Source organism: Pseudomonas hydrolytica (assembly GCF_021495345.1).
Classification (GTDB): domain Bacteria; phylum Pseudomonadota; class Gammaproteobacteria; order Pseudomonadales; family Pseudomonadaceae; genus Aquipseudomonas; species Aquipseudomonas hydrolytica.
In genome coordinates this window covers 3614778-3639006 of sequence record NZ_CP099397.1, presented here as the reverse complement: position 1 = coordinate 3639006, position 24229 = coordinate 3614778, and the positions used below count along the sequence as shown (strand labels likewise).

Here is a 24229-nt window from a genome sequence, read left to right as displayed (position 1 = left end):
GGAGCTTGCCGACAAGGGAGGCAATTACTCTTTCACCGGACATTAGGCCCCCTTAACGTATTGTTGAATTAAAGATAGTTCGAAGGTTTTACGGGCTTTGCGAATAACTTCGTCTCGTGTGGAATCATCGAGGGTTGACAAGGTTTCTTCGTGCTGCTCTAACCATTGTTCGAATGTGCGGAATGTCCCAGCACTCTTATATACGCCCTCGGATACTGGGCGAGATACTGCATCTCCGATATCAATATCGGCTTTACGTGGTATCTCTAAAAGACTGGCCAGAAGCTTGTCATACGTCGTTTGCTCTACGGTGTACTTCGATTTTAATAGGGCTGCTGTCTGGGCTTTAGATTCTTGGAAGTTGTACATTAAAAATCTCCTGTCACCCGGTTAGGAACCGGGCAAAAGCTGTTTGCTGTGTTTGTTTTGTCTTGTGGCCTACGCCACGGAATGCGGTTTCCAACTCAGCTTCGCTGAAACATTGGCCGTCTTCTTCATAAAGGTATGCTTGCATGCCTGCGGCCTGCTCTAACGCTTCCAACTCTGCATAATCGTCTTCAGCGAAGACAGGGATTGTTAGCGCTCCTGGCGAGTTACTACTGGCCAGCTTGTTTTCCTCTTTCTTAGCGGGACAAGTTTCAGGAGCAGTAGGCAGCACTAGGCTTTCAGAGGTGAGGAGGGTATTCAGCACAGTTAGAAAATCTTCTACTTTGCCACCGTGCAGCAAATCGAACTGAGCTTGGCGAAGCGGGGCGATAGGGGCGAGGGCTTCCCGGTATTCAGATTCAGACCCGCCAGCTTTTGGACGTGACCAATGCAGAGCATGGAAGTAACCGACGATATCCGGCATAACCTCTAACCAACGTTCTGCCACTTGCTCGAATTCTGGGCGGGAGTGAGAGAGGCGCTTTAACTCTGAGAGGAACACGTCGTTGGCATTGACCCCAGAATCTGGCAGGTATCCGCCAGACTTGCCGCTAATCTCAGACTTCAGTTTGGTTAGAGCTGCGGTTGTCATCTGCTCTAGTTCGGCATGAGCTGGCACGCGGGGATCGTTGCATTGTGTCAACCAATCAAGTGAGGCTTGGCGTTTGGCTGGTTGTAGTTTGAGCTTAACGGCAATGGTTGCGGTAAAGTCTTCGCCGTAGTATTCAACGATTTTCGCCACTACAGAGGACTTTTTGTCCTCAGCCCCTACTTGCCACTTGGCTGACAAATCTAAACGGCTGATCTTGTGACCAGCCGTATGCACGAAAGCATTCCCATGCTTGGCGTTAAGGTCGCGGTAACTTACAACGAGATTATCGGCGTGCATGGTGCCGATGTAGTGCGGATGTTTTACGGGGAACAGGTGGCATAGGCTGAATTGATCGTCTTCACCGTAGCCGTTGGCCTTCAATGAAAACTTGTAGAGGGTGTGCAGCTTTTCAAGTCCGCTCAGGGTTTTTGGTAATACTTGAATAGTGCCACTTCTGCGGCAAGCATCTGCAAGATAAAACGTAAAGGCGCTGGTGCTGAACCGATATTTGCGTTGCTTGTCTAGTCGATTTGTTCTAGCACGTTGCCAAGCTTTCTTGTGGGCTTCTGTGCAGAACTCAGCGGTTTTACGTTTGAACTCGAAAAGCTGGTTGCAGTATTTACACGGCTTTGTTTTGTGTTCGGTGGACATTGGCAGTTCCTTCTAGGTTCACTGTTGGTTTTGGATTGATTAATGTGTAAGCGCGACGGCAAGCACCCGAGCAGAACGGGTAAATCTTGGTTGCGGTGAAGACATGACCGCAGTTTCGGCAAGTGCAAACTTTCATATCTTTATCCTCTGAGGTTGGTCGCTTATGCAGCGGCTTTGTAATCTACTCGGCACCAATAGCTGCAAAACTCAGTGCCGGTTTTATGTGGGTTCGAACAGTTCAAACATTCTCGTTCGTTTGCTTCCGGCTCTGGAGCGTGCCAGCTTTGAATCGGTACGCGGTGGAGATACTGGTTTTCGCCAAGACAACGAAGACGTTTATTCGTAATCATCAAGCAAACTCTCCGCCGAGTGCCTCGGTAGCTTCACGCTCTAACTTTGCAATCAACTTCGCTTCAGCTTCGGCCGCCTTCTTTGCTTCCGCACGTCGAGCCCTCTCTAGCGACTCGGCAACGATAGTGGCTCTGTGGGCTTCAAAGGCTTGACGACGTTGCTCGTTATAGGAGTCGGTCACTTCTGCTTTGATAGCTTGAAAGTCGCGTGCCTGAGCTTCAGCGGGTTTAGCCATATAACAAGAGAATGTACCGTAACCCCCAGTCTGCATTACTGTAACGGGTAACCGCTTATTGAGCGTGTAACCCTGTTCAAGCTTTTCTTGAAAAGTCAGCAGCAATTGAAGCGGGCTATCTGCTTGTACATACTCCAATGCTCCATAAGCAGAACGGCCGGCGCGGTGCGAATCCTCTGGGGTATCTACGGCATAAAAGGACAGTCGATTTTCAATCAACTTATCGACTGTGGCTTGATCGTAAACGTGAGTTATAAGATGCTTGCTCATTGGTTTGTCTCCTGTGTCAGTTGTTGTAGTAGAGCGTCGAGAACTGGGGCGCGTTCATCGTTCGGGTAGTGTTGGGTGTAGTTAAGTGGGGTTTCTTGTAGGATCGTTTTCACGCTTGACCACTGACGTTTAACTTCGGCCCACTGAGCTCTAAGCTGGGCGATTGCAAGTTGCATCTCAGTCATCTGGCGTTCTCGCTTCGGAGCTTCTTTAGCGCGTTTGGCACGGAATGCCCGTAAGTTGCAGTTAGGGGAGCAACGCTTATGGCGGACGTTACGTGGTACAAAGTGTGTGCCACAAACAGGGCATGAAATTTCTATAGACATAGTTTTACCTCGATTGATATCGTGAATTTCGGAAATAGTGAGATTGAAAACAAAGGGCACAGAAGTGCCCGATGCAAACACACAGGAGGAGGAGGTGTTTATAAGTTGGAGTTACAGCCGACTCATGCTGCCCATTCGCAGTAGTCAGTGTCGGCGCTGTGCAGTAACGCGCCCAACAAGAGCCGAGCTGTAACCCCGAACAAGGTAATTAGGTGCCATGTTCAACAGCATGCATGGCGCATGGCTCTCCCAAGCTACCGAGAGGACGAGTCCGGTACTGTCGATTGGAAATCTGGAATTTTGCTAGGAGGGGAGGTGGCGAAGAAAGTTGCTGTTTCTCATTGCGAGAACAAAACCACTTCCACATTTATATATTACCATAGATATCTGTGGTGTCAAGCTTTATTTCGGAAAGTCAAGAACTTTTTCCAATATTTTCAGCTGCCGGAATATAACTAAGCCCCACAACTACAGCGGGGCTTTTTATTGCTGTTCACAGTTCCTCTACATTCTCTCCGGTGGCATCGTCTATCAACTGGCCGTTGCGGTAGGTAATGGTGCGGGTTGGTGCCTTCTCCAGGGCTGCGAGTTCTTCCGCCTCTCGTTCTGGATCGGGTAGTGCCAGATAGAGCTGTTCTCCGTTGTGCTTGAGGCTGTAGGCATTCTGTTTCCGGTCATGGCCGAGATATTCGAATACGTGGGGGCCGGGACGCTCGTAGAAACTGTCAGCTGTGGTTAGCGTTCTACCGTCACACACCAGCGCATAATCGGCGCTCTGAAGCATGGCATTGAGCTTCATAGGGTCGTCGTCTAGCTGGTCCTCGCTCCAATCCATTGTGCTGTCGAAGTCGATCTGAGCGGGGGTGCTGACCACCGCTGCCAACTGGGTTTCCAAGACTCTTCGGCGCTCTACTGCCGCGTCTAACTGCTGCTGCACTTCCGGGATTTCATGCTGTGCCAGGAGTGTCACAAGGCGAGTGATAGTGCGGCCGATGGCTTCAATATCGCCTTCCAGCTCAATTCGGCGTTTGTCATCCGCTGTCGTCTGGCTATGGGCTAAAGCACGTTGAACGGCACTGGCGTAGGTCGTTGACCGGATGTACTCCAAGACGGAAACAGGCCAATTCGTTCTGTTGGTACAGCCAGAATTGCCCAATCGTGCACGCTTACCACAGGCCATGACGTGTGGTGAATGGCTGAGGGCCTTGTAAATGAAGTTCGTCCCGCAGGCTCCACACCGTACCAAACCTGTGAGTAGGTGTTGGGTGGGGGCTGCCTTCTTGCGGCCTCTGTTCCCGATTGCCCGTTGCACGCGGTAGAACAATTCTTTAGATACGACTGGCGGGTGAGCGTCTGGAATGTCGCCCCAATACCCGATGGCCGTGGTGTTGGTGAGCCACCGCTTGACCGTGCTGGGGTTCATCTTGGCAAGGGCTGGGTGCTTGTCCTTGATCCGAAGATAGATTCGGCGCTCGCCCAAGCCGGCTGCATAGTCCTCGAAGGCTGACACGATGATCGGCACCAGTTCGGGAATCAGATTTCCTTCTTTATCCAGCCATACAGGGGTTGAACGTTTCACGCGCTCGCCTGCTGCGGCTTTGGTTCGGCGGTCTTTGTAGCTAGCCCTAATGCGGCGGGAGAGGGCGTCCGAATATTGGTGGGCCTGCTGCACCTTGGCGACTAGAAGAAACAGCCTGTCGTTGTTGGCTGAGGCGCGGTCGTAAACCGCACCGTCGTCGAGAGTGACCACGGAGACGTTTGCTCGGACGATTTTGGTCAGCTGCGTCAGCATCTCTAGCGGCTCCAGCCGGCCTGTTCGGTCGATTGCTTCAACCAGCACAACGTCGCCGGCTTTGATAGCGCCAGCCTCGATAGCAGCCAACAGCTTGCCGAATCCGTTTTCGAGGTGTTGGCCGGAGTAGCCAGACTTGCCCAAATCTTCGAATCGCAGGCCGCTAAGGGTGTAGCCTGGATTGGCTAGGAGCCATTGGCCAATAGCTTCGTTCTGACGTACAAGGCTCGAACCGTGTTGCTGTTTGGCGCTGCTGAATCTGACGTAGGGGATGGCGTTCGGCATGGCTAACTCCAATCAAGGAGGCCCATTATCACATTGCCGATTAATGCCTGTCTCCCGCGTGAAAAAGCCGGCTATGGTAACGGATGCGGCGCCGCGGCCAAAGCGGTCGTGGCACTATTGCCGTTCGGCTTAGTCGAAAGTGTAGCGAGCACCGGCTAACAGGCTGTTAAAGTCGCGGATGACGGGGCCGACAACCCGACCAAAGGAGGTGCTGAAACGTGCTACCGCCTATCCCCCACAGCCTGGTGCCGGTCACTGCCTCGCAGGACGTGATCAAGCCCAAGCCCGAGATTCCTCCGGTGACCCCGGCCGAGGGCAGCGCCAAGGAAAGTGCGCTGAGCCTGGACAAGCGCCATCCGCAGGAAACCGAAGAGCTGCTGCGCGATGAACAGCGTCGGCGGCAGCGCCGTGGCTACACCCCCGAGCAGCTGGCCGAAGCCGAGCCGGAAGAGGTGGAACAGGCGCTGGGCGATCTGCCACGAAAGGGACTTTGGGTGGATGTGGAAGTCTGAGACACTGATTTCATCCTCTTCTTCATAGACCTCACGATGCTGTTCGCCGACCCCTTGCCCGCACTTGCCGATGCCGAGCTGGACTATCTACCCGGCTGGGTCGACGCCGCACTTGCCGACAGCTGGCTGCAAGCCCTGGTCGAGCAGACGCCCTGGCAGCAGCCGGAGCTGTTCATCCATGGCCGTTATCACCGCACGCCGCGTCTGACTGCTTGGTATGGCGAGCCGGAGGCGCGCTATCGCTACTCCGGCAAGCTGCATGAGCCGTTGCCTTGGACGCCGCTGCTCGACGAGATTCGTCAACGGGTCGCGAAAGAGGTCGGTCAACCGCTCAATGCCGTATTGCTCAACTATTACCGCGACGGCCAGGACTCCATGGGCTGGCACAGCGATGCCGAACCCGAGCTGGGGCGCAACCCGCTGATCGCCTCGCTGAACCTGGGCGGCAGCCGGCGCTTCGACCTGCGCCGCGTTGGCAGCACGCGCATCGAGCATTCGCTGACGCTGCAGCACGCCTCGCTACTGGTCATGCGCGGGCCGACCCAGCATCATTGGCAACATCAAGTGGCGAAGACGCGCCAAGCCTGTGCGCCGCGCCTGAACCTGACCTTTCGCCTGATCCGGTTTCCGCTATGAGCAATGACGACAAGCTGGTCGATTTCGCCGCCGAGCGCGACAAGCGTATCCACGACCTCAACGACAAGCGCCTCAACGAGATGCGCCAGGCGTTCGAGCAGGTGCTGCCGCTGGGCAAGGCCAAGAAGAAGTCGAAGAACAAACCGAAGAAGCGCTGATTCTCCCTCCTGAGTTCCGCCCCTGGCGGCCGCTTGGCCGCGTCCGCTGCCGTCGTACCCTCCCGTTTTCTTGACCTGCGTCAGTATTCCCGGCGCATCGATCCCGGCTGCTCCGCCGCGATTGATCCAGGTCAATTTTCCCGCCCCCGGCGCTGCTAACGTGAAGCCATCCCAGACAGACAGGCACAACAGGAGGCAGCCATGTTCGTCGATACAGTGGTTCTCGCCGGAGTCGGCACCGTACTTCTGATGATCGCCTTTTGTGGGGGCGTTGGTTACTTCATCTGGAAGGATGCGCACAAGCGCAAGCAGAGCTGATCCTTCCAGCTCACAGGGCACGCAAGGCAATTTGGGCGACTTCGGTCGCCCTTTTTTTGTTTCCGCGGTTGAGGTCCGGCTTGGCTTTCAGCAAAGCCGTGCAGAAAAGATGGAATTCCATTAATATTGGTAGCTACCTAATAATTAGGTTGGTCTGTAGGCCGGTCATCCGCTCGTCTACGCTTTCCATCTGAACCATAAAGCTGCATTTTCATGCGCAATACCTTGCTGCTCTTCCTGGCCCCCAGTGCGCAGGCCGCACAATTTGCCATCAAGACCCTGCTGGGCGGTGGTCTGGCGCTTTGGCTCGCCTTTCGCTTCGGTCTGCAGCAACCGCAGTGGGCGCTGATGACGGCCTTCATCGTGGCTCAGCCGCTGTCCGGCATGGTGGTGCAGAAGGGCCTGGCACGTCTGCTGGGAACGCTGGTGGGCACCTGCATGGCGGTGTTGATGATGGCCCTGTTCGCTCAGGCGCCCTGGTTGTTCCTGCTTGCCCTGGCGGCCTGGCTCGCCCTGTGTACCGCCGCCTCGACCATGCTGCGCAGCGCCTGGAGCTATTCCTTCGTACTGGCCGGTTATACCGTGGCGATCATCGGTCTGCCGGCCATCGATGCGCCGCTGACGGTTTTCGATCAGGCGGTGGCGCGTTGCACGGAGATCTGCCTGGGCATTATTTGCGCCACGGCAGTCAGTGCCATCCTCTGGCCGCAGCGGGTCGAGCGGCAGTTGGTGCAGCAGGCACGTAGTGCCTGGCAGGCGGGGGTAGGGGCGGCCGCTGCGGCGCTGGCCGGCCAGGCATCGGCGCGTCAGGGGCTGCTGGAGGTGCTGGGCCGTATCGTCGCGGTGGATGCCCAGCGCGAGCATGCCTGGTTCGAAGGCAGCCGCGGCCGCCAGCGCGCCCGTGCATTGCGTGGTCTGAGCCGCGATCTGCTTACCCTGCTGCGTCTGGCACGTGGCGTGGCACGGCAATGGCGGCAGTTGAACGAGGCGCAAAGTCATGCCCTGGCGCCCTGGCTGGAGCAGGTGCAAGCGCAGCTGCAGGCAACAGAGCGCGATCAGTTGCCTGCATTGGCCTCTCGCCTGCGCGAGGCTGCGGAGGATGATGCGCTCGACGCCGCGCAGCGCTTCTGTCTGGAGCGCCTGGCGCTGCTGGTGCTGCGACTGGATACCGCCGGTCATTCTCTGGCGGCGGTGGAGCGCGGTCAGGTGACCGGCGAGGTGCCGCCGGCCTTGTCCTGGCACAGCGATTGGCAGACGGCGGCGGTCTACGGTGCGCGCAGCGCTCTGGCGTTTCTCGCGCTCTCGGCGTTCTGGCTGGCCACCGGCTGGACCGCTGCCAGCGGTGCACTGCTGCTGACCTGCGTGGTCTGCAGCCTGTTCGCCAGCCGCGAGAATGCCGCGCAGATCGGCCTGCTGTTCATGCGCGGGATCTTCTACGCGTTGCCGGTGGCCTTCTTCGTCGGCCAGATCCTGCTGCCACAGCTGAACGGCTTCGCCATGCTCTGCCTGGCGCTTGGCGTGCCGCTTTTCTTTGGCGCGCTGGGCATGGCCAGCCCGGCGCTGGGGGCGACGGCCACCTCGTTCAGCCTGCACTTCATCGTGCTGTGCGCCCCGCAGAACGATATGCACTACGACGTCGCCTTCTTCCTCAACGAGTCCCTGGCCATGCTGATAGGCGTCGGCTGTGCGGTGCTGGCATTCAACCTGGTGGTCCTGCGCAATCCCCGCTGGCATGGCCGCCGCTTGCTGCGCGCGACGCTGCAGGATCTGGCCCGGCTCACGCGGCAGCCGCTGGTCGGCGCCGAAAGCTGGTTCGGTGGCCGCATGGCCGATCGCCTCCTGCAGCTGGCCCGGCACTATCCGGTGCTGCCCAGCCAGAGTCGCAGCCGTTGGGATGACGGCGTCGCCAGCCTCGACCTGGGCGACGAGCTGCTGCATCTGCGCGCCTGTCTGGCAGCGGGAGATCGCGCGCTGGGCGCGGCCGAGACCCAGTTTCTCGAGCATCTGCGCCGGCAGCTGCTGCTCGGGCCGGCACCACAGCGCAGCGCCGCGCTCGACGACGCGCTGAGCGACCTGCTGCAGGCACTGCGCGCTGCGCCGCCGAGCATCGACCGGCGCCTTGCCGAGGCGGCCCTGCTGCAATTGCGCCAAGGCTGGCAGCACTGGTGCGAACAACAAGGGGAAAACCATGGGGTTGCGTGAATGGTCGCTGGGCGGCGTGCTGCTCAGCCCGATGCTGCTGTATGCACTGCTGGCGCTGCTGCTCACCGGGCTGCTGCGTCTGGGCTTGCAGCGCCTCGGTGTGGCGCGCTGGATCTGGCATGAGGCGCTGTTCGACTGCGCCCTGTATGTCTGCGTATTGGCGGCCGTGGTGGCCGTGCTGGGATATTGAACGAGGAGAGTGACATGCGATTCACCCTGCGTGTCGGCATTACCCTGAGCCTGGTGGCGGTGGCCGTGCTGGCCGGCGCCTGGTTATGGCAGCACTACCTGTATTCGCCGTGGACGCGCGACGCGCGGGTGCGCGCCGATGTGGTGACCATCGCCCCCGATCTGGCCGGCTGGGTACGCGAGCTGAAGGTGCGCGACAACCAGCATGTGGCGGCGGACGAGTTGCTGATGAGTCTGGATCGCGAGCGTTACCAGGTCGCCCTCGAACAGGCGCAGGCCGTGGCCGAGACCCGCCGCCAGCAGTTGCTGCTGCGCGAGCACGAGGCCGGCCGTCGTATGCGCCTGGGGCCGCAGGCGATCAGCGCCGAACTGCGCGACAACGCCCAGATCAGCGCCGAGATCGCCCGCGGCGAGTATCGCCAGGCGCAGGTGGCGGTCAGGTCCGCCGAACTGGACCTGGCGCGCAGCGAAGTGCGGGCGCCACGCGCCGGGCAGGTGACCAACCTGCGCCTGGCCGAAGGCAACTACGTGCGAGCCGGCGAGCCGGTGCTGGCCCTGGTGGACGAGTCGTCCTTCTATGTGCAGGCCTATTTCGAGGAAACCAAACTGCCGCGCATCCGCATCGGCGCGCCAGTGGAAATCTGGTTGATGAGTGGCGATCAGCCGCTGCGCGGCGAGGTGGAGAGCATCAGTCGCGGCATTGCCGACCGCAATGCCAGCCCGGATGGACAGCTGCTGGCCGATGTCGAACCGACCTTCAACTGGGTGCGCCTGGCGCAGCGCATTCCGGTGCGGATCAAGCTCGATGAGGTGCCTGCAGGCGTGGTGCTGAGCGCAGGCATGACCGCCAGTGTGCGGGTGATGGAGTAGGGGCGGACGCCGCTGGCAGCGGCGTCCGCGGGGCTCAGCCGACAGTCACTTGCGGCATGGCCGGCATGGTCACGGTCTGTTCGCTCGCCGGGGCGAGGACTTCGGCTTCGCCGTCGACCACCTGCTTGTTGTCCTGGTTGAACACGCGGGTGGCGATGCGCACGCGATTCTTCGGCAGTTTTTCCAGTACTTCCAGCTGCACGGTCAGGGTATCGCCGAGTTTCACCGGGCGAGTGAACTTGAGCTGCTGGCCGAGGTAGATGGTGCCGGGGCCCGGCAGGCGGCAGGCGATGGCCGCGCTGATCAGCGCGCCGGTGAACATGCCGTGGGCGATGCGCTCCTTGAACATCGTCTCGGCGGCGAAGTCGGCGTCCAGGTGCACCGGGTTGTTGTCGCCCGAGACGGCGGCGAACAGTTGCACGTCGCGCTCCTGCACATGCTTCTCGAAACTGGCCTGCTGGCCGATGCTGAGGGCGTCGTAGGGGATGTTGGTGACCTGAGTCATGGACACTCCTTGGTTGGCTTGCGACCGTGGCCGAGCGTCTGCTGCAGCCAGTCGATCAGCTGGGCGGTGACCTCGTCGCGATTGCTCTCGTTGAGCAGCTCATGGCGGGCCTCGGGGTAGATCTTCAATTGCACGTCACGCACACCGGCCTCGCGCAGGGCGCCAGCCAGATCGGCCAGGCGCTTGCCGTCGCTGACCGGGTCGCGCGAGCCGCCAATCACCAGCAGCGGCAGGTCGGCATCGATCTGCGCCAGGTTGCCGGGTGGCGTGATGTGCTGCAGGCCGTCGAGCAGGTCGCACCACAGCTGCGTGGTGCAGACGAAACCGCACAGCGGGTCGGTCACGTACTTGTCCACTTCCGCGGCATCGCGGCTGAGCCAGTCGAAGGCGGTGCGGTTGGGCTTGAAGGCCTTGTTGAACGAGCCGAAGGACAGAAAGTCGATGACCTTGCTGCGCCCCTTGGGGCCCAGGCGCCAGCGTTCGAAGCCGGCGATCAGTCGCGCGGCCTTGTACAGCGCTACCGGTTGGTAATTGGAGCCGGAGAGCACGGCGCCCTGCAGGCTGCAGCTATGGCCCATCAGGTAGGCCATGCCGATGTAGCTGCCCATGCTGTGGCCGAAGAGAAAGATCGGCGTGTGCGGGTGTTGCTGACGGATGTGATGGTTGAGTGTGGAAAGGTCGCCCACCACCTTGTTCCAGCCGTCTTCATCGGCGTAGTGGCCAAGGGTGCCGTGTTCGGCGCTACGGCCATGGCCGCGCTGGTCCAGCGCGTAGAGGGCGAAGCCCGCCGCGACCAGCGCTTCGGCCAGGCGTGCATAGCGCAGGCTGTGTTCGGCCATGCCATGGGCCAGCATGACCGTCGCGCGTGGCGGCGCGTCGCTGTGCCAGTGGTTGACGTGCAGTGGAGTGCCATCGCTGGCGCTGAGAATGAAGGCGTCGTGGCGCATGGCGAATCCTTGTGCCGGGAGTTGCCGCATTGTGCACCTTGGCCGGCATCTGGCAAAGCGCCACGAGGTCGCGCGTTTTCGTAAAGATCGGAAACGAATCGCCGCATTTATATCGAGATTCAGCCCATCAATGACGCCTTCGAGCTATAGGCGACAGGGCTCTGAACTGCTACTTTCCGGGGCAGTCCCGCTGGGCATCCTGAAAAAATCACCTGCGTCGTCAGCGCGGCGTTGCAAGCAGTCTCGTGCACGAGTCCGATGCCCTCATCGAGCACTCATGGGCCTGGCGTGCTGGCTGGCGCTGACTGCCTCGCCAAGGTTTTCAGGACGTGCCTCCTGCGGGCCAGATCACTTCAGGGGAAGAGGACAAGAACAATGCAACCTGATTTCTGGAACGACAAACGCGCGCCCGGTGTGCCCAACGAGATCGACCTGTCCAGCTACAAGTCGGTGATCGAGGTGTTCGAGCGTTCGTGCAAGCGTTTCGCCGACCGCCCGGCGTTCAGCAACCTGGGTGTAACCCTGAGCTACGCCGAGCTGGATCGCCTCTCGGCGGCCTTCGCGGCCTATCTGCAGAAGCACACCGACCTCAAGCCGGGCGACCGTATCGCGGTACAGATGCCCAACGTGCTGCAGTATCCCATCGCCGTGTTCGGCGCCATGCGCGCCGGGCTGATCGTGGTCAACACCAACCCGCTGTACACCGCCCGCGAGATGCGTCACCAGTTCAAGGACGCCGGTGTGCGTGCACTGGTGTACCTGAACATGTTCGGCAAGCTGGTGCAGGAGGTACTGCCGGATACCGAGATCGAGTACCTGATCGAAGCCAAGATGGGCGACATGCTGCCCAGCCTCAAGGGCTGGTTGGTCAACACCGTGGTGAAGAAGGTCAAGAAGATGGTGCCCGACTACCATCTGCCCCAGGCCATCGCCTTCAAGCTGGTGCTCAAGCAGGGCCATGGCCAGGCGCTGACGCCGGTCAAGGCCAGTCACGACGATATCGCCGTGCTGCAGTACACCGGCGGCACCACCGGCGTGGCCAAGGGCGCCATGCTGACTCACGGCAACCTGGTGGCCAACATGCTGCAGGTCGACGCCTGCCTGGCGCAGCTCGGTGACGACGGCAAGCCGCTGATGAAGCAGGGCCAGGAGATCATGATCGCGCCGCTGCCGCTGTACCACATCTATGCCTTCACCGCGAACTGCATGTGCATGATGGTCAACGGCAACCACAACGTGTTGATCACCAATCCGCGCGACATTCCGGGCTTCGTCAAGGAGCTGGGCAAGTGGAAGTTCTCCGCGCTGCTGGGTTTGAACACCCTGTTCGTCGCGCTGATGGATCATCCGGAGTTCAAGAATCTCGATTTCTCCAATCTCAAGGTGACCAACTCCGGCGGCACCGCCCTGGTCAAGGCCACCGCCGAGCGCTGGCAGCAGATGACCGGTTGCACCGTGGTGGAAGGCTACGGCCTGACCGAAACCTCGCCGGTGGCCAGCACCAACCCCTACGGCAACAGAGCGCGCCTGGGCACCGTGGGTATTCCGGTGCCGAGCACGGCGTTCAAGGTGATCGACGACGATGGCAACGAGCTGCCGCTCGGCGAGCGGGGCGAGCTGTGCATCAAGGGGCCGCAGGTGATGAAGGGCTACTGGCAGCGTCCGGAGGCCACCGCTGAGGTGCTCGACGCCGAGGGCTGGTTCAAGACCGGCGACATCGCGGTGATCGACCCCGACGGCTTCGTGCGCATCGTCGATCGCAAGAAGGACATGATCATCGTCTCCGGCTTCAACGTGTACCCGAACGAGATCGAGGACGTGGTCATGGCCCACCCGAAAGTCGCCAGCTGCGCGGCCATCGGCGTGCCGGACGAGAAATCCGGCGAGGTAGTCAAGCTGTTCGTGGTGCCGCGTGACGGCGGCGTGACCATTGAAGAGCTCAAGGCCTACTGCAAGGAGAACTTCACCGGCTACAAGGTTCCCAAGCACATCGTCCTGAAGGACGCCTTGCCGATGACCCCGGTCGGCAAGATCCTGCGCCGCGAGCTGCGCGACATCGCCTGATGTCCGAGCCCCTCCGCTGTTCTGGCGGAGGGGCTTTCCCGTCTTCTGCTGCCGCTACGGCAGTTCAATTGTGGTGATTTCGTAACCGGGCGGACGAGCCCGCAGGCGTTTCATCGACCGCAGCACTTCACCTCCAGCAGATCCAGGCTAGGCTTGGCGCGCCGAGATGGGCGAGCTAGAGGCTTTCTGCCACATTTCGTGACAGATGACGCTTTGTGACTGATACTTTTATTCTGGTCACTTTGCTGACTGCGCAGGCCATGTTTGGTGCTGGTCGGCCTTTGGCAAAGCTGCTACTCTCGGCGCGCTTTCAGGCCTGAAGGCCAATGGAAAAGCGAGCTAAACACACAACAAACAACCGCCTGCGCGCGGTGAAGATCAGCTGTTGCTTAGGAGTGGGCTTCCATGACCGAAAACTTCTGGAAGGACAAGTATCCCGTTGGGGTTGCTGCCGAAATCAATCCCGACCAGTACCCGAACATCCTCGCGGTACTGAAGGAGTCCTGCCAACGCTTCGCCGACAAGCCTGCTTTCAGCAACCTGGGCAAGACGCTCACCTACGGCGAGATCTACAAGCTTTCCGGTGACTTCGCCGCCTACCTGCAGAAGCACACCGATCTCAAGCCCGGCGACCGCATCGCCGTGCAGCTGCCCAACGTCCTGCAGTATCCCATCGTGGTATTCGGTGCCATGCGTGCCGGCCTGGTGGTGGTCAACACCAACCCGCTGTACACCGCGCGGGAAATGGAGCACCAGTTCAACGACTCCGGGGCCAAGGCGTTGATCTGCCTGGCCAACATGGCGCACCTGGCCGAGCAGGTCGTGCCCAAGACCGGCGTCAAGCACGTGATCGTCACGGAAGTGGGCGACATGCTGCCGACCTTCAAGCGTCTGCTGGTCAATGCCGTGATCAAGCACGTGAAGAAGATGGTGCCGTCCTATCACCTGCCGCAGGCGGTCAAGCTCAACGATGCGCTGGCCAAGGGCCGCGGGCAGAGCTTCAACGAAGCCAATCCGAGCAACGCCGATATCGCCGTGCTGCAGTACACCGGCGGCACCACCGGCGTGGCCAAGGGCGCCATGCTCACCCATCGCAACCTGGTGGCCAACATGCTGCAGGTCAAGGAGCTAATGGGCGCCAACCTTGACGAAGGCTGCGAAGTGCTGATCGCACCGCTGCCGCTGTATCACATCTACGCCTTCACCTTCCATTGCATGGCGATGATGCTGATCGGTGGCCACAACATCCTGCTGACCAACCCGCGCGACCTGCCGGCCGTGGTCAAGGACCTGGCCAAGTACCGCTTCACCGGTTTCGTCGGCCTCAACACCCTGTTCGTGGCCCTGTGCAACAACGAAGAGTTCCGCAAGCTGGATTTCTCCGCCCTCAAGCTCACCGTTTCCGGTGGCATGGCCCTGCAACTGGCTACCGCCGAACGCTGGAAGGAAGTCACCGGCTGCGCCATCTGCGAAGGCTTCGGCATGACCGAAACCAGCCCGGTGGCCACGGTCAACCCGTTCAGCGCCATCCAGCTCGGCACCATCGGCATTCCAGTGCCCTCGACCCTGTGCAAGATCATCAACGACGACGGTCAGGAACTGGCCATTGGCGAGATCGGCGAGCTGTGCGTGAAGGGCCCGCAGGTGATGAAGGGCTACTGGCAGCGTCAGGAAGCCACCGACGAGATCCTCGACGCTGACGGCTGGCTGAAGACCGGCGACATCGGCCTGATTCAGGAAGACGGCTACCTGCGCATCGTCGACCGCAAGAAGGACATGATTCTGGTGTCCGGCTTCAACGTCTACCCGAACGAGCTGGAAGACGTGCTGGCGACCCTGCCGGGCGTGCTGCAATGCGCCGCCATCGGCGTGCCGGACGAGAAATCCGGCGAGGCGATCAAGGTGTTCGTGGTGGTCAAGCCGGGCGAGAGTGTGACCAAGGAGCAGGTGATGGAGCACATGCGCGCCAACCTCACCGGCTACAAGGTGCCCAAGGCCGTCGAGTTCCGCGACGTACTGCCGACCACCAATGTCGGCAAGATCCTGCGTCGCGAACTGCGCGACGAAGAGCTGAAGAAGCTGGGCAAGAAGTGATTCGCCTGCGCTGACAAGAACGCCACCTTCGGGTGGCGTTTTTTTTGTTGCGTCACCTTCCCGTAGGGTGCGCCGCGCGCACCACGCTCTTATAGGGGGGCGAATCGGTGCGCACGGTGTTCAGCCTCTGGCTTCCTTCGCCCCACGCCAGGCCACCAGCAGCACGCCGCTGACGATGCACAAGGCAGCCAGCAGCATGGTCAGGCTGCCGCGCTCGCCCAGCAGACCGATGGCGATGGCAGCGCCGACAATGGCGGCCACCGAGCCGATCTGGCTGAGAAACACTGCGCCGGCCAGCTTCTGCAGCACGAAGAACAGCGCGTAGATCATGGCGAACAGCAGCATCTGCAGGACCAGCAGAACGAGCGCTGACGTGCTGTCCAGGCGCGGTGCCAGGTCGATGCCGAACAGGGCCATGGGTACCAGCAGCAGAGCGCCGCCAAGCAGCATGCCCGGCGCTAGCGACAGCGGGCTGGCGCCTCGTGGCCAATAGCGCGAACGATAGATGTTGCCCAGCGCCAGAAACACCGGCACGCACAGCGCGGCCAGAACCCACAGCGACGGGCTGTCACCTGCATGCAGCTTGCCCAGCGCCAGCAGCAGACTGCCAGCCAGGCCGATGCAGATGCCCAGAAGGCGGATGCGGCTGAGCCCTTCCATGCGTAGCGCCAGGGCCAGCAGATAGGTGATCAGCGGGGGAAAGGCGAGGCACATCGAGGCGAAGCCGGCACCGACATGGCCGATGGAACTGAACAGCAGGCCGTTGGGTATGGCAATGCTGAGCAGGCCCGAAGCCAGATAGTAGCGCTGCAGGCGCGGTCCCAGGCCGGGGCGTTCGCCGCGCAGCCAGGCGAACAGCAACAGCAGCAGGCCGCCGCCGAGCAGACTCCAGAGCAGATAGGCCAGCGGCGACCAGCCGGCATTGCCCGCCAGCTTCACCAGATTGCTGGTCAGCCCCATGAGCGCGCCAATGGCGAACAGGAGCGACAGAGCCAGAAGCGGCCGTGAGTTGGAGCCTGACATGCGGATGCCTCCTCGCTATGAATACGTTACGATGGGAACATTCTTTTTGAAAAGTATCTTGATAACAAGATAAATCGAGGGCGACATGCAAGACCGTGCACAACTGGCTGCCAATCAGTGGCAGCAACAGCGTCCCGACCTGGATGGCTTCTCCATGGCCGTGATCGGGCGCCTGGGCGAACTCAGCCAGGTGATCAGTCGAGACCATCTGCTGCCGTTCTTCGCTGCGCATGGCCTGCAGGCCGGCGAGTTCGACCTGCTCGCCACCCTGCGCCGCTCGGGCGAGCCCTATGCCTTGATGCCCACCACCCTTTACGAGAGCGCGATGATTTCCTCGGGCGGCATGACCAGCCGTATAGACCGACTGGAAAAGGCCGGGCTGATCGAGCGGCGCAAACACCCCAGCGACCGTCGTGGCGTGCTGGTGGCACTGACGCCTGCCGGTTTCGATCTCATCGATGGCATGCTTGCCGCCCACGTCGCCAACCTGCAGCGCGTGCTCTCAGGATTGACCGTCGACGAACAGCAGACGTTGCATGAATTGACCGGCAAGCTGCTGGCGGGCTTGGTTCAGCGAGATGAGTGAGGGGGAGGGCGTGAGCCCGCTCGACCTGGAGGTGGAGGATGGATCCGCCTTTTTCATTCCTGACGAACGGTAGATTCCTGCATTGACATATCGGTAAATCTCGATATTATCGGCCCATGGAACTGATCAACGTATTCAAAGCCCTCTCGAATCCTACCCGCCTTGAAATCCTCAAGGGGCTGAAGGACCCGGTGAAGAACTTTCCTCCGCAGGATGAAGGGGACGTTCATACGGTGGGCGTCTGCGTCAGCAGCATTCAGGAAGGCGTCGGTCTGTCGCAGTCGACGGTTTCCGATTACCTGGCAACGCTGCAGCGAGTAGGTCTGGTCGAAGTGCGTCGTATCGGTCAGTGGACCTACTACAAGCGCAACGAAGCGAACATCCGTGCTCTGGTCGAGCTCATAGGCAAAGAGCTGTAATTTTTTAACTTAAAATATCGGTAATTCCCGATATCCCTTTTTACCGAATCATTCGCGATGGAGAGATCGTAGAAAAGACCCGTTAATTTTTTTGACCCAGTATATCGAAAAATCCCTATATCCCTTTTTCCAGAAACGAGGAACTACCATGAAAGCGCAAATTCTCAACTCATTCGGCGGCCCGAACGCATTTGAACTGAGCGAAGTACCCAAGCCCGTGCCGCAAGCAGGGCAGGTTCTGGTGCGAGTGCACGCAACCTCCATCAACCCGCTGGATTACCAGGTACGCCGGGGCGACTACGTCGACTACGTGCCTCTCCCCGCCATCACCGGGCATGACGTATCCGGCGTCGTCGAAGCCGTCGGCCCAGGCGTGACGAGCTTCGTGCCGGGCGACGAGGTCTGGTACACCACGCAGATCTTCGAAGGCGACGGCAGTTATGCCGAGTACCACGTGGCGTCCGAAAGCATCATCGGCAAGAAGCCGGCATCGCTGAGCCATCTCGAGGCAGCCAGCCTGACGCTGGTAGGCGGGACGGTATGGGAAGCACTGGTCGGGCGTGCGGCGCTTAGGGTCGGGGAAAGCATTCTGATCCACGGCGGCGCGGGTGGCGTGGGCCATGTCGCGATCCAGGTGGCAAAGGCCATTGGCGCGCGGGTGTTCACCACCGTGCGTGAAGCGAACTTCGAGTTCGCCCGGGGCCTGGGCGCCGACGTGGTCATCGACTACGAACAAGAGGATTACGTGGACGCCGTCCTGCGGGAAACGGATGGCCAGGGCGTGGATGTGATCTTCGACACCATCGGCGGCGACACCCTGACTCGTAGCCCCGACGCGCTCGCCCAGCTCGGCCGGGTGGTTTCGATCGTGGACATCGCCAAGCCGCAGAACCTCATTCAGGCCTGGAGCAAGAACGCCAGTTATCACTTCGTCTTCACCCGCCAGAACCGCGGCAAGCTCGATGAACTGAAGGCATTGGTCGAGCGCGGTCAACTGCGGCCCCATGTTGGGGCGATCTATTCGCTCGCCGACATTTCAAGTGCGCACGCCTTGCTGGAGACCCCTAACAACGGTCTTCGCGGGAAAATCGCGATTGCCGTCGAGCCCTCGCTGATTTCGTAAGTTCACACTTTTAATTGTCACACTCACTCTCGAGGAATACCCCATGATTTATGAAATCGCACTGTTGCCGGTTCACACCCAACATATTGAACAGTTCAAGCGCGCATTCGCCGAAGTTGCTCCTTTGCTGATACGCGCAAAGGGTTACGGCGGCCACTTGCTCGCGCAAGGGATCGAAACGCCCCATGTTTTCAACCTGATCGTGCGCTGGGCTTCACTTGAGGATCACACGCCGGGCTTCGAGGCGAGTGAAGACCACCGGGTGTTCATGCTGGGCCTGGAGGAATTTTTTTCCGAAGAGCCGACCGTCTACCACATCGAGGAGGCCGCTTTTGCTGCCGGCGGTGGTCAAGGCAGTGCCTTCGACTTGATTCCGCAAGTTTCCTAGAGGCTCAGTAATTGGCCAGCAAGGCGTGCAGAAACGCTTAGCCAATTGTAACGACCGCACCTGAACTGACAGTTATCTGCATTAGACGACTGTCAGGTCAACTTCAGTTTGCAGTGTGGATATTGAGCGCGACGGAGATCGACAAACTCCATGCGCGAGCATGTCGCCCATCTGCACTCGCACCAGCCGCACTTACCTCAAGCTCGTTTGTTCCAGGAGTAGTGATTGCTTGCTTTCTCTTGGAGGCATCCGAGAATTTTTATCCTTAGTTGGAGTTTGAAATATGATCAGCAAGAAGATTAGCCAATATGTTGTCCTCAGCCTTGGCGTACTGTTATCGTTTAACGTGCTCGCGGAAAGTGCGCCGACAACTTACAAGTACGGCGCAAAGCTTGATATTGCAAAGGTTCTATCCATCTCGACGCCCAAAACCCACAGCTGCAAGCCAGTGGATCAGGTCATGACATACGTGGATTCGGCTGGAAAAGTTCAGGTCCTGAAATATAGAGCCCTTTCAGATGCATGCAGCAAAGGGCACTGACACGATCCCAGGGGCGTCCAAGAGGCGCCCTGGTTTTAAATCACTGCGGCTTCAGCCACTCCTGCATCCATCTCTGATAAGCGTTGTCGTCGTGCTTGCTGCGATGTTTCGGCTGGATGACTTCGCTGCTGTTTCTGTCGGATTGATCTTCTCTATTTTCTGATAGCCACGGTATTACTGACCGTACATGGGCTCGGATGACGAATTGGCCACAAGTGGCCGGTGGCCCGACTCATCCTGTCTCGCCAGCACAACGACTAAACCGCCCACGAACACCGCATGAACTGGCTCCCGATCACCGGGGTTGAAGGCTTGCAGCACCGGTACCAGGTCGCCGCGTTGCAGATCCTCGGCCACGCTGAATTCGCCGATGCGGGCGATGGTCCGGCTGACCGCCGAAGGTGTCAGCCCCTGCGCACGGGTGGCGGCCGACAGGCTGCTTTGCTCCGCCACGGTGGCGAACACCGCCATGTCACCTGATCGGCCGCCTACGTCCATTTTTGCTCCGTAAGCAAAGGTGTTTGGCAGAAAGGCCATCTACCGCCGCCAAGGTTCGGCTCCTAGCATTCGCGGCATTGATGAGGAGCCTTTGCATGCGTATCAATCCACCACTCGTTGCACTCGCCATCGGTGCCTTCGGCATCGGCGTTACCGAGTTCGCCCCCATGGGCATGTTGCCGGGCATCGCCAGCGATCTCGGTGTTTCCATTCCCGCTGCCGGCCTGCTGGTCAGCGCCTACGCGCTGGGCGTGCTGCTCGGCGCGCCGCTGATGACCCTGACCACCGGCAGGATTCCCCGGCGCTACCTGCTGATCGGGCTGATGGGCATCTTCACCTGGGGCAACCTGATGTCGGCCCTGGCCACCGATTACTACAGCCTGATGATCGCCCGGGTGGTGACCTCGCTGAACCACGGCGCCTTCTTCGGCGTCGGCTCCATCGTCGCCGCCAGCGTGGTCGCGCCGGACAAGCGCGCCGGGGCGGTGGCGGCCATGTTCATGGGCCTGACATTGGCGACCATCGGCGGCGTGCCGCTGGCGACCTGGTTCGGCGAGGTGTTCGGCTGGCGTACGGCTTTTGCGGGCATTACCGGCCTGGGCGTATTGGCCATGCTCGCGCTGTGGCTCGCCTTGCCCAACGTACCGCTGCCGAAGAGCGACGGCGTGCTGGCGGAAATCCGCGTGCTGGGCCGTGGCCCGGTGCTGGCGGCCCTAGCCCTGACCGTGATCGGTTCCAGCGCGATGTTCACCGTGTTCACCTACATCGCACCGATCCTCAGCAGCGAGACCCAGGCGTCCACCGCCTTTATCACCGCCATGCTGGTGCTGTACGGCATCGGCCTGACGCTGGGCAATGTGTGGGGCGGCAAGGCGGCGGATCGCTCCGTCGATCGCACCCTGATCGTCTCGCTGAGTGCGCTGATCCTGGTCTTGCTGGCCTTCACCGTGCTGATGCGCTGGCCACTGCCAGCCGCCGTGGCCATCCTGATCTGGGGCATCGCCAGCTTCGCCATCGTGCCGCCGCTGCAGATGCGCGTGATGGAAGCAGCCAAGGCCGCGCCCAACCTGGCCTCGGCAGTGAATATCGGCGCCTTCAACCTGGGGAACGCGATTGGCGCGGCGCTGGGTGGTGCGGTGATCAACGCCGGGCTGGGCTACCCGGCAATCTCCCTGGCCGGCGCGGCGATGGCAGGATTGGGGCTGCTGATGGTGCTGGGGTTTGCCTGGCGCTCCCGAGGTGCAGCGGTGGTAGCGGTTTAAGAAGAGACACCTAAGAAGGGGGGATTAAATCTCCCCTTCCGGTTTACGCCTTCGCAGCAGGGCTCAAGCGAAAGCTGACACCCATGCGGTTGAACGCGTTCATGGCTGCGATCGCCGCCGTAAGGTCGACCAGGTCTTTCGGAGTGAACGCGGACGATGTCGCGGCATAAGCTTCATCGGAAACATGCCTTTCACCAACCAGGGTCACTTCTTCCGTCCAGGCCAGGGCGGAACGTTCCTGGTCGGAGAACAGATGCGCGGCCTCATGCCAGACGGGCACCAGAACGAGCTTTTCTACTGACATACCTCCCTTGATCAGATCTCGTGAATGGATATCGATGCAGTGCGCGCATCCATTGATTTGCGATGCCCGCAAGAACACGAGATGTATGAGCTGAGGTGGCAGGTTCGTTCCGGTGGTGACGAAATGGTGCAGACCACCCAGTGCTTTGGCTGCACCGGGTGAAGCCTCAAACCAATCAAGACGAGTCATAGAGCAGTACCCTTTGTGGATGGGGGATCAGTAAGGTCTGCTCAATTAAGACAACTAAGAGGATCAGGGTATTGATCCAATTAAGGGCTTAATGAGTGGTCCACTTTGCGGCGTGGCCGTTGTGGCTTTTGATGCGGTGGGTGTGGAGTGGCTGATCTGCTGTTCAGCGTCCATCGCTCAGGCTTTAGCCTGAAGAGCGTTGCGATGCTCGGGTTTCTGGCTATATGAAAGCCTTGCAAACTGGTTCGTGGCCGCTCAGCTCTGTGAACGGCGCCCGCAAAAAATACGATGGCTCCCGCGCTCCGGCGTGGTAACGATCATGAAACGACTGCTTTTGGCCGATTGCAGCCAGCCACGACGGGCCGCTCTCGGCCAAGAGCGGAAGATCCGTCCTGTAAACCAATCTGTCCCTTTTCTCTTTTCTGCCTAAGTGTGAAAATCTGGCCGTTCCCCCTCGACTTTACGTTGCAACAGCGTGCTGATCGAGCGGCATCGCTCTAATTTCTGCTGCTTGCTTTCAGTCTCTATTCTGTCTTCACCGCTACTGGATAATTTCATGGCCGAGCAAAAAATTATTTCCTTCGGTTAATCTAAGTTTCGCATTTCAGTATCTAATATTTTAAGGGTGTGATATGCATGTAGATATCGGAGATGTCGGCGAAGATGTGTTCCAGAAATGGTGTAGTTCTGTAGGTCTAAATGCACACAAGGCTCAGCGCGATAGATATGGGTGGGACTATTACGTAGAAATGGCGGTATCTCGAACTACCGGTAGCGCATATGATCTCCACAAAGGAAATGGCGCATTTAAGGTTCAGGTAAAATCCACGAAGAGTCGATCCACTTCAGTTCAGGTTGAGCTGTCCAACCTGTTGGCGCTGGCTACTGATCCTTTGCCAACATTCTATTTACTTCTCCAATTTGACTCGGCCTTAGAGAATGAACCGCATTCCGCCTACTTGGTGTGCTTGGACAATCGCTGGGTAGAGAAAATCCTCAGGCGGGTACGAGAGGTCACAATTCAAGATGCTGATGCGAAACTCAATAGAAAGAAAATTTCCGTTTCTTTTGGGAAGTGTGACCTAATTTCACCAGTAAATGCTCATGGTTTCATGGCGAAGATTTTAGAGCTGGTTGATGGGGATTTCTCTGCTTTCTCTAAGCAGAAGCAAGGCTATTTGTCGGAGGTTGGTTTTGAAGATGGCGCAGCAGAAATTCGCATACAACTTGAAACAAAAGAGCAGCAGGAGCAGTTTATTCTTGGCACCCTTGGGTACCGTGAACCAATAAGCGTGGCTTCTTTCCAAGCATGGGAAAAAAGATTCGGTATACGTGACCTACTGCCTACTATAGATTCTACTCAAGGGACGATTGAACTGATCGTTGGTGATCAGCGGGCGGTGCGTATAATGCTGGCTGGTCAGGGTATGGAGCCGCTATTTTTTAATATGCAGTTATACATCTCCCCGATACCCAGTGCGGGTCAGTATCTGCCATTTCGTCTTCGTGGGCGTTATTTTGATGTATTAATTGATCCTGCTAAGAAGAATATCAAAGTAACCCCTGAAATTGAGCCATGACGAAATGTACTCTATTCAGGAATTTCATTCGGCGGTTTGCTTCTTGAATCACATGAGCACCTCTGGGGATAAGGTTGAATTAGCAGTTGAGCATGGCAATGATTTCTTACCCATGGTCTCTCTGAATTGCATGTCAATAGAAAAGATTTTTACTTGGGAGGAAGAGGCTCTTACGAGACTGTGTGCGATTTTAAAGGCTAGCAGTACTGACCCTAATATAAAAATCACCCATCGCTGGCTTCATCAGAACAGAGAACGTATAAAAGAGTCTGCAATGTTGGTGGGCGGAGGAGTCGTATTAAGATCTGAAGGTGCTGGGTTTTCTAAGTTTTTAGATTTTTCAGTTGTTAAGTGCGTGTTCGCAATGGCTCTGGCCTTCCCCGATCAATGTTTAGTTCTTTTTTTCTCAGCAGATGGCGAGTTTAGACTTGAAGAGAAGGAGTACTTCTACAGTAATAATGTCCAGCTGGATCGCGCCGCATTAGGACCACGCTCCGATACTTGGTATAAAATGATTGTAGATAGCCAGCGAGATGTCTATGAAGACTTGGGTGGTGATGTTCTTATTATAGATAATTTGCCGAGCTGGAATAGTCCTGTTTGATGTTGTTCACCTCGACCATAAAGTAATCGCACATCAAATACTTTGGGCGTGATGCTATAGTTATGAGCGTCGTAAACTAGAAGCCCCCGCGTCGCAGGGCTTTGTGATTCTGAAGCTGGCTAGCGTCAGGACTTACGCCACTTTTTGAAGCCGCCGTATCCGAGCAGACTTCAGCTCCTACGGCAACAGGTCCTCCGCCCCCATCTCACCACGAGGCAAGAGGCAGATTTATTTAGTGGCCAGACCGCCCGCCTTGGCCGAAAGCAGCCGCTCCCTTACGCCTTAATTC

25 protein-coding genes and 1 pseudogene are annotated in these 24229 nt (G+C 58.8%); 17 read left to right on the top strand and 9 right to left on the bottom strand.

What is annotated here, in order from left to right; genetic code table 11:
- Positions 1 to 42: 42 nt before the first annotated feature.
- The 4 genes from L1F06_RS16985 to L1F06_RS16970 form a co-directional block, all read right to left on the bottom strand.
- Positions 43 to 369, bottom strand: a complete 327-nt coding sequence (locus L1F06_RS16985; protein WP_129481515.1) for a hypothetical protein — start codon at positions 367 to 369, stop codon at positions 43 to 45.
- A gap of 13 nt (positions 370 to 382) precedes the next feature.
- Positions 383 to 1669, bottom strand: coding sequence for a hypothetical protein (locus L1F06_RS16980; RefSeq protein WP_129481514.1), 1287 nt, complete (start codon positions 1667 to 1669; stop codon positions 383 to 385).
- A gap of 349 nt (positions 1670 to 2018) precedes the next feature.
- Positions 2019 to 2525 carry a hypothetical protein gene (locus L1F06_RS16975; RefSeq protein WP_129481513.1) on the bottom strand — a complete coding sequence of 169 codons (507 nt, stop codon included), beginning with the start codon at positions 2523 to 2525 and terminating at the stop codon, positions 2019 to 2021.
- Positions 2526 to 3344: 819 nt separating this feature from the next.
- Positions 3345 to 4928, bottom strand: a complete 1584-nt coding sequence (locus L1F06_RS16970; protein ID WP_129481512.1) for a recombinase family protein — start codon at positions 4926 to 4928, stop codon at positions 3345 to 3347.
- Positions 4929 to 5146: 218 nt separating this feature from the next.
- Between L1F06_RS16970 and L1F06_RS16965 the strand changes: the two genes are divergently transcribed.
- The 7 genes from L1F06_RS16965 to L1F06_RS16940 all read left to right on the top strand — a co-directional run bounded on the left by L1F06_RS16965 (position 5147) and on the right by L1F06_RS16940 (position 9813).
- Positions 5147 to 5440: an aspartate-semialdehyde dehydrogenase gene (locus L1F06_RS16965; RefSeq protein ID WP_100547471.1), complete on the top strand. Its 294-nt coding sequence runs from the start codon at positions 5147 to 5149 to the stop codon at positions 5438 to 5440.
- Between the two features lie 36 nt (positions 5441 to 5476).
- Positions 5477 to 6076 carry an alpha-ketoglutarate-dependent dioxygenase AlkB family protein gene (locus tag L1F06_RS16960; protein WP_096826043.1) on the top strand — a complete coding sequence of 200 codons (600 nt, stop codon included), beginning with the start codon at positions 5477 to 5479 and terminating at the stop codon, positions 6074 to 6076.
- Positions 6073 to 6234, top strand: a complete 162-nt coding sequence (locus L1F06_RS16955) for a hypothetical protein (protein ID WP_177490988.1) — start codon at positions 6073 to 6075, stop codon at positions 6232 to 6234. The genes L1F06_RS16960 and L1F06_RS16955 overlap by 4 nt, the downstream gene beginning before the upstream one ends.
- 201 nt (positions 6235 to 6435) lie before the next feature.
- The gene (gene ccoM / locus L1F06_RS24950) at positions 6436 to 6552 is read left to right on the top strand and encodes a cytochrome c oxidase subunit CcoM (protein ID WP_012018052.1); all 117 of its coding nucleotides are present in this window, start codon (positions 6436 to 6438) and stop codon (positions 6550 to 6552) included.
- Between the two features lie 213 nt (positions 6553 to 6765).
- Positions 6766 to 8754, top strand: coding sequence for an FUSC family protein (locus tag L1F06_RS16950; RefSeq protein WP_129481511.1), 1989 nt, complete (start codon positions 6766 to 6768; stop codon positions 8752 to 8754).
- Positions 8741 to 8944 (top strand): DUF1656 domain-containing protein, encoded by a 204-nt coding sequence (locus L1F06_RS16945; protein WP_003245425.1) that lies wholly within the window; start codon positions 8741 to 8743, stop codon positions 8942 to 8944. The genes L1F06_RS16950 and L1F06_RS16945 overlap by 14 nt, the downstream gene beginning before the upstream one ends.
- Before the next feature lie 14 nt (positions 8945 to 8958).
- Positions 8959 to 9813: an efflux RND transporter periplasmic adaptor subunit gene (locus tag L1F06_RS16940; protein WP_129481510.1), complete on the top strand. Its 855-nt coding sequence runs from the start codon at positions 8959 to 8961 to the stop codon at positions 9811 to 9813.
- A gap of 34 nt (positions 9814 to 9847) precedes the next feature.
- Here the strand turns inward: L1F06_RS16940 and L1F06_RS16935 are convergent, their stop codons facing one another.
- Complete coding sequence (locus L1F06_RS16935) at positions 9848 to 10318, bottom strand: MaoC family dehydratase (RefSeq protein ID WP_003245420.1); 471 nt, start codon at positions 10316 to 10318, stop codon at positions 9848 to 9850.
- Positions 10315 to 11265: an alpha/beta hydrolase gene (locus L1F06_RS16930; RefSeq protein ID WP_129481509.1), complete on the bottom strand. Its 951-nt coding sequence runs from the start codon at positions 11263 to 11265 to the stop codon at positions 10315 to 10317. Before L1F06_RS16930 ends, L1F06_RS16935 begins: the two co-directional genes overlap by 4 nt.
- A 375-nt stretch (positions 11266 to 11640) precedes the next feature.
- Here L1F06_RS16930 and fadD2 point away from each other — a divergent pair, with 375 nt between their 5' ends.
- Complete coding sequence (gene fadD2, locus L1F06_RS16925) at positions 11641 to 13329, top strand: long-chain-fatty-acid--CoA ligase FadD2 (protein WP_129481508.1); 1689 nt, start codon at positions 11641 to 11643, stop codon at positions 13327 to 13329.
- A 405-nt stretch (positions 13330 to 13734) separates the two neighbouring features.
- Positions 13735 to 15423, top strand: a complete 1689-nt coding sequence (fadD1, locus tag L1F06_RS16920) for a long-chain-fatty-acid--CoA ligase FadD1 (protein ID WP_012018056.1) — start codon at positions 13735 to 13737, stop codon at positions 15421 to 15423.
- A gap of 120 nt (positions 15424 to 15543) precedes the next feature.
- Here fadD1 and L1F06_RS16915 read toward each other — a convergent pair whose 3' ends face one another.
- Positions 15544 to 16446: a DMT family transporter gene (locus L1F06_RS16915; protein ID WP_129481507.1), complete on the bottom strand. Its 903-nt coding sequence runs from the start codon at positions 16444 to 16446 to the stop codon at positions 15544 to 15546.
- 85 nt (positions 16447 to 16531) lie between these two features.
- Here L1F06_RS16915 and L1F06_RS16910 point away from each other — a divergent pair, with 85 nt between their 5' ends.
- From L1F06_RS16910 to L1F06_RS16890, 5 genes are all read left to right on the top strand, one after another.
- Positions 16532 to 17032, top strand: a complete 501-nt coding sequence (locus L1F06_RS16910) for a MarR family winged helix-turn-helix transcriptional regulator (RefSeq protein ID WP_096826053.1) — start codon at positions 16532 to 16534, stop codon at positions 17030 to 17032.
- Between the two features lie 116 nt (positions 17033 to 17148).
- Entirely contained in the window at positions 17149 to 17451 is a 303-nt protein-coding gene (locus tag L1F06_RS16905) for an ArsR/SmtB family transcription factor (RefSeq protein WP_003245404.1), read from the top strand.
- Positions 17452 to 17599: 148 nt separating this feature from the next.
- Positions 17600 to 18574 (top strand): zinc-dependent alcohol dehydrogenase family protein, encoded by a 975-nt coding sequence (locus L1F06_RS16900; RefSeq protein ID WP_129481506.1) that lies wholly within the window; start codon positions 17600 to 17602, stop codon positions 18572 to 18574.
- A gap of 43 nt (positions 18575 to 18617) precedes the next feature.
- On the top strand, positions 18618 to 18962 hold the full coding sequence (locus tag L1F06_RS16895) for an antibiotic biosynthesis monooxygenase family protein (protein WP_129481505.1): 345 nt from the start codon (positions 18618 to 18620) through the stop codon (positions 18960 to 18962).
- Positions 18963 to 19245: 283 nt separating this feature from the next.
- Positions 19246 to 19503 (top strand): DUF2790 domain-containing protein, encoded by a 258-nt coding sequence (locus tag L1F06_RS16890; protein ID WP_129481504.1) that lies wholly within the window; start codon positions 19246 to 19248, stop codon positions 19501 to 19503.
- 174 nt (positions 19504 to 19677) lie between these two features.
- On the opposite strand, the pseudogene L1F06_RS16885 reads toward L1F06_RS16890, so the two are convergent.
- A pseudogene (locus tag L1F06_RS16885) lies at positions 19678 to 19941 on the bottom strand (hypothetical protein); the annotation flags it as partial.
- Between the two features lie 155 nt (positions 19942 to 20096).
- Between L1F06_RS16885 and L1F06_RS16875 the strand changes: the two are divergent.
- Complete coding sequence (locus L1F06_RS16875; RefSeq protein WP_129481503.1) at positions 20097 to 21263, top strand: MFS transporter; 1167 nt, start codon at positions 20097 to 20099, stop codon at positions 21261 to 21263.
- Between the two features lie 43 nt (positions 21264 to 21306).
- Here the strand turns inward: L1F06_RS16875 and L1F06_RS16870 are convergent, their stop codons facing one another.
- Complete coding sequence (locus L1F06_RS16870) at positions 21307 to 21756, bottom strand: carboxymuconolactone decarboxylase family protein (RefSeq protein WP_129481502.1); 450 nt, start codon at positions 21754 to 21756, stop codon at positions 21307 to 21309.
- A 632-nt stretch (positions 21757 to 22388) separates the two neighbouring features.
- Between L1F06_RS16870 and L1F06_RS16865 the strand changes: the two genes are divergently transcribed.
- Both L1F06_RS16865 and L1F06_RS16860 read left to right on the top strand, forming a co-directional pair.
- Positions 22389 to 23336 carry a DUF4365 domain-containing protein gene (locus tag L1F06_RS16865; protein ID WP_129481501.1) on the top strand — a complete coding sequence of 316 codons (948 nt, stop codon included), beginning with the start codon at positions 22389 to 22391 and terminating at the stop codon, positions 23334 to 23336.
- A gap of 4 nt (positions 23337 to 23340) precedes the next feature.
- The gene (locus L1F06_RS16860) at positions 23341 to 23940 is read left to right on the top strand and encodes a hypothetical protein (protein ID WP_129481500.1); all 600 of its coding nucleotides are present in this window, start codon (positions 23341 to 23343) and stop codon (positions 23938 to 23940) included.
- The last annotated feature ends 289 nt before the right edge of the window (positions 23941 to 24229 follow it).

Coding starts and splice junctions, on each gene's coding strand:
- L1F06_RS16985 (WP_129481515.1), bottom strand. CDS start 369: ATGTACAACTTCCAAGAATCTAAAGCCCAGACAGCAGCCCTATTAAAA.
- L1F06_RS16980 (WP_129481514.1), bottom strand. CDS start 1,669: ATGTCCACCGAACACAAAACAAAGCCGTGTAAATACTGCAACCAGCTT.
- L1F06_RS16975 (WP_129481513.1), bottom strand. CDS start 2,525: ATGAGCAAGCATCTTATAACTCACGTTTACGATCAAGCCACAGTCGAT.
- L1F06_RS16970 (WP_129481512.1), bottom strand. CDS start 4,928: ATGCCGAACGCCATCCCCTACGTCAGATTCAGCAGCGCCAAACAGCAA.
- L1F06_RS16960 (WP_096826043.1), top strand. CDS start 5,477: ATGCTGTTCGCCGACCCCTTGCCCGCACTTGCCGATGCCGAGCTGGAC.
- L1F06_RS16955 (WP_177490988.1), top strand. CDS start 6,073: ATGAGCAATGACGACAAGCTGGTCGATTTCGCCGCCGAGCGCGACAAG.
- ccoM (WP_012018052.1), top strand. CDS start 6,436: ATGTTCGTCGATACAGTGGTTCTCGCCGGAGTCGGCACCGTACTTCTG.
- L1F06_RS16950 (WP_129481511.1), top strand. CDS start 6,766: ATGCGCAATACCTTGCTGCTCTTCCTGGCCCCCAGTGCGCAGGCCGCA.
- L1F06_RS16945 (WP_003245425.1), top strand. CDS start 8,741: ATGGGGTTGCGTGAATGGTCGCTGGGCGGCGTGCTGCTCAGCCCGATG.
- L1F06_RS16940 (WP_129481510.1), top strand. CDS start 8,959: ATGCGATTCACCCTGCGTGTCGGCATTACCCTGAGCCTGGTGGCGGTG.
- L1F06_RS16935 (WP_003245420.1), bottom strand. CDS start 10,318: ATGACTCAGGTCACCAACATCCCCTACGACGCCCTCAGCATCGGCCAG.
- L1F06_RS16930 (WP_129481509.1), bottom strand. CDS start 11,265: ATGCGCCACGACGCCTTCATTCTCAGCGCCAGCGATGGCACTCCACTG.
- fadD2 (WP_129481508.1), top strand. CDS start 11,641: ATGCAACCTGATTTCTGGAACGACAAACGCGCGCCCGGTGTGCCCAAC.
- fadD1 (WP_012018056.1), top strand. CDS start 13,735: ATGACCGAAAACTTCTGGAAGGACAAGTATCCCGTTGGGGTTGCTGCC.
- L1F06_RS16915 (WP_129481507.1), bottom strand. CDS start 16,446: ATGTCAGGCTCCAACTCACGGCCGCTTCTGGCTCTGTCGCTCCTGTTC.
- L1F06_RS16910 (WP_096826053.1), top strand. CDS start 16,532: ATGCAAGACCGTGCACAACTGGCTGCCAATCAGTGGCAGCAACAGCGT.
- L1F06_RS16905 (WP_003245404.1), top strand. CDS start 17,149: ATGGAACTGATCAACGTATTCAAAGCCCTCTCGAATCCTACCCGCCTT.
- L1F06_RS16900 (WP_129481506.1), top strand. CDS start 17,600: ATGAAAGCGCAAATTCTCAACTCATTCGGCGGCCCGAACGCATTTGAA.
- L1F06_RS16895 (WP_129481505.1), top strand. CDS start 18,618: ATGATTTATGAAATCGCACTGTTGCCGGTTCACACCCAACATATTGAA.
- L1F06_RS16890 (WP_129481504.1), top strand. CDS start 19,246: ATGATCAGCAAGAAGATTAGCCAATATGTTGTCCTCAGCCTTGGCGTA.
- L1F06_RS16875 (WP_129481503.1), top strand. CDS start 20,097: ATGCGTATCAATCCACCACTCGTTGCACTCGCCATCGGTGCCTTCGGC.
- L1F06_RS16870 (WP_129481502.1), bottom strand. CDS start 21,756: ATGACTCGTCTTGATTGGTTTGAGGCTTCACCCGGTGCAGCCAAAGCA.
- L1F06_RS16865 (WP_129481501.1), top strand. CDS start 22,389: ATGCATGTAGATATCGGAGATGTCGGCGAAGATGTGTTCCAGAAATGG.
- L1F06_RS16860 (WP_129481500.1), top strand. CDS start 23,341: ATGTACTCTATTCAGGAATTTCATTCGGCGGTTTGCTTCTTGAATCAC.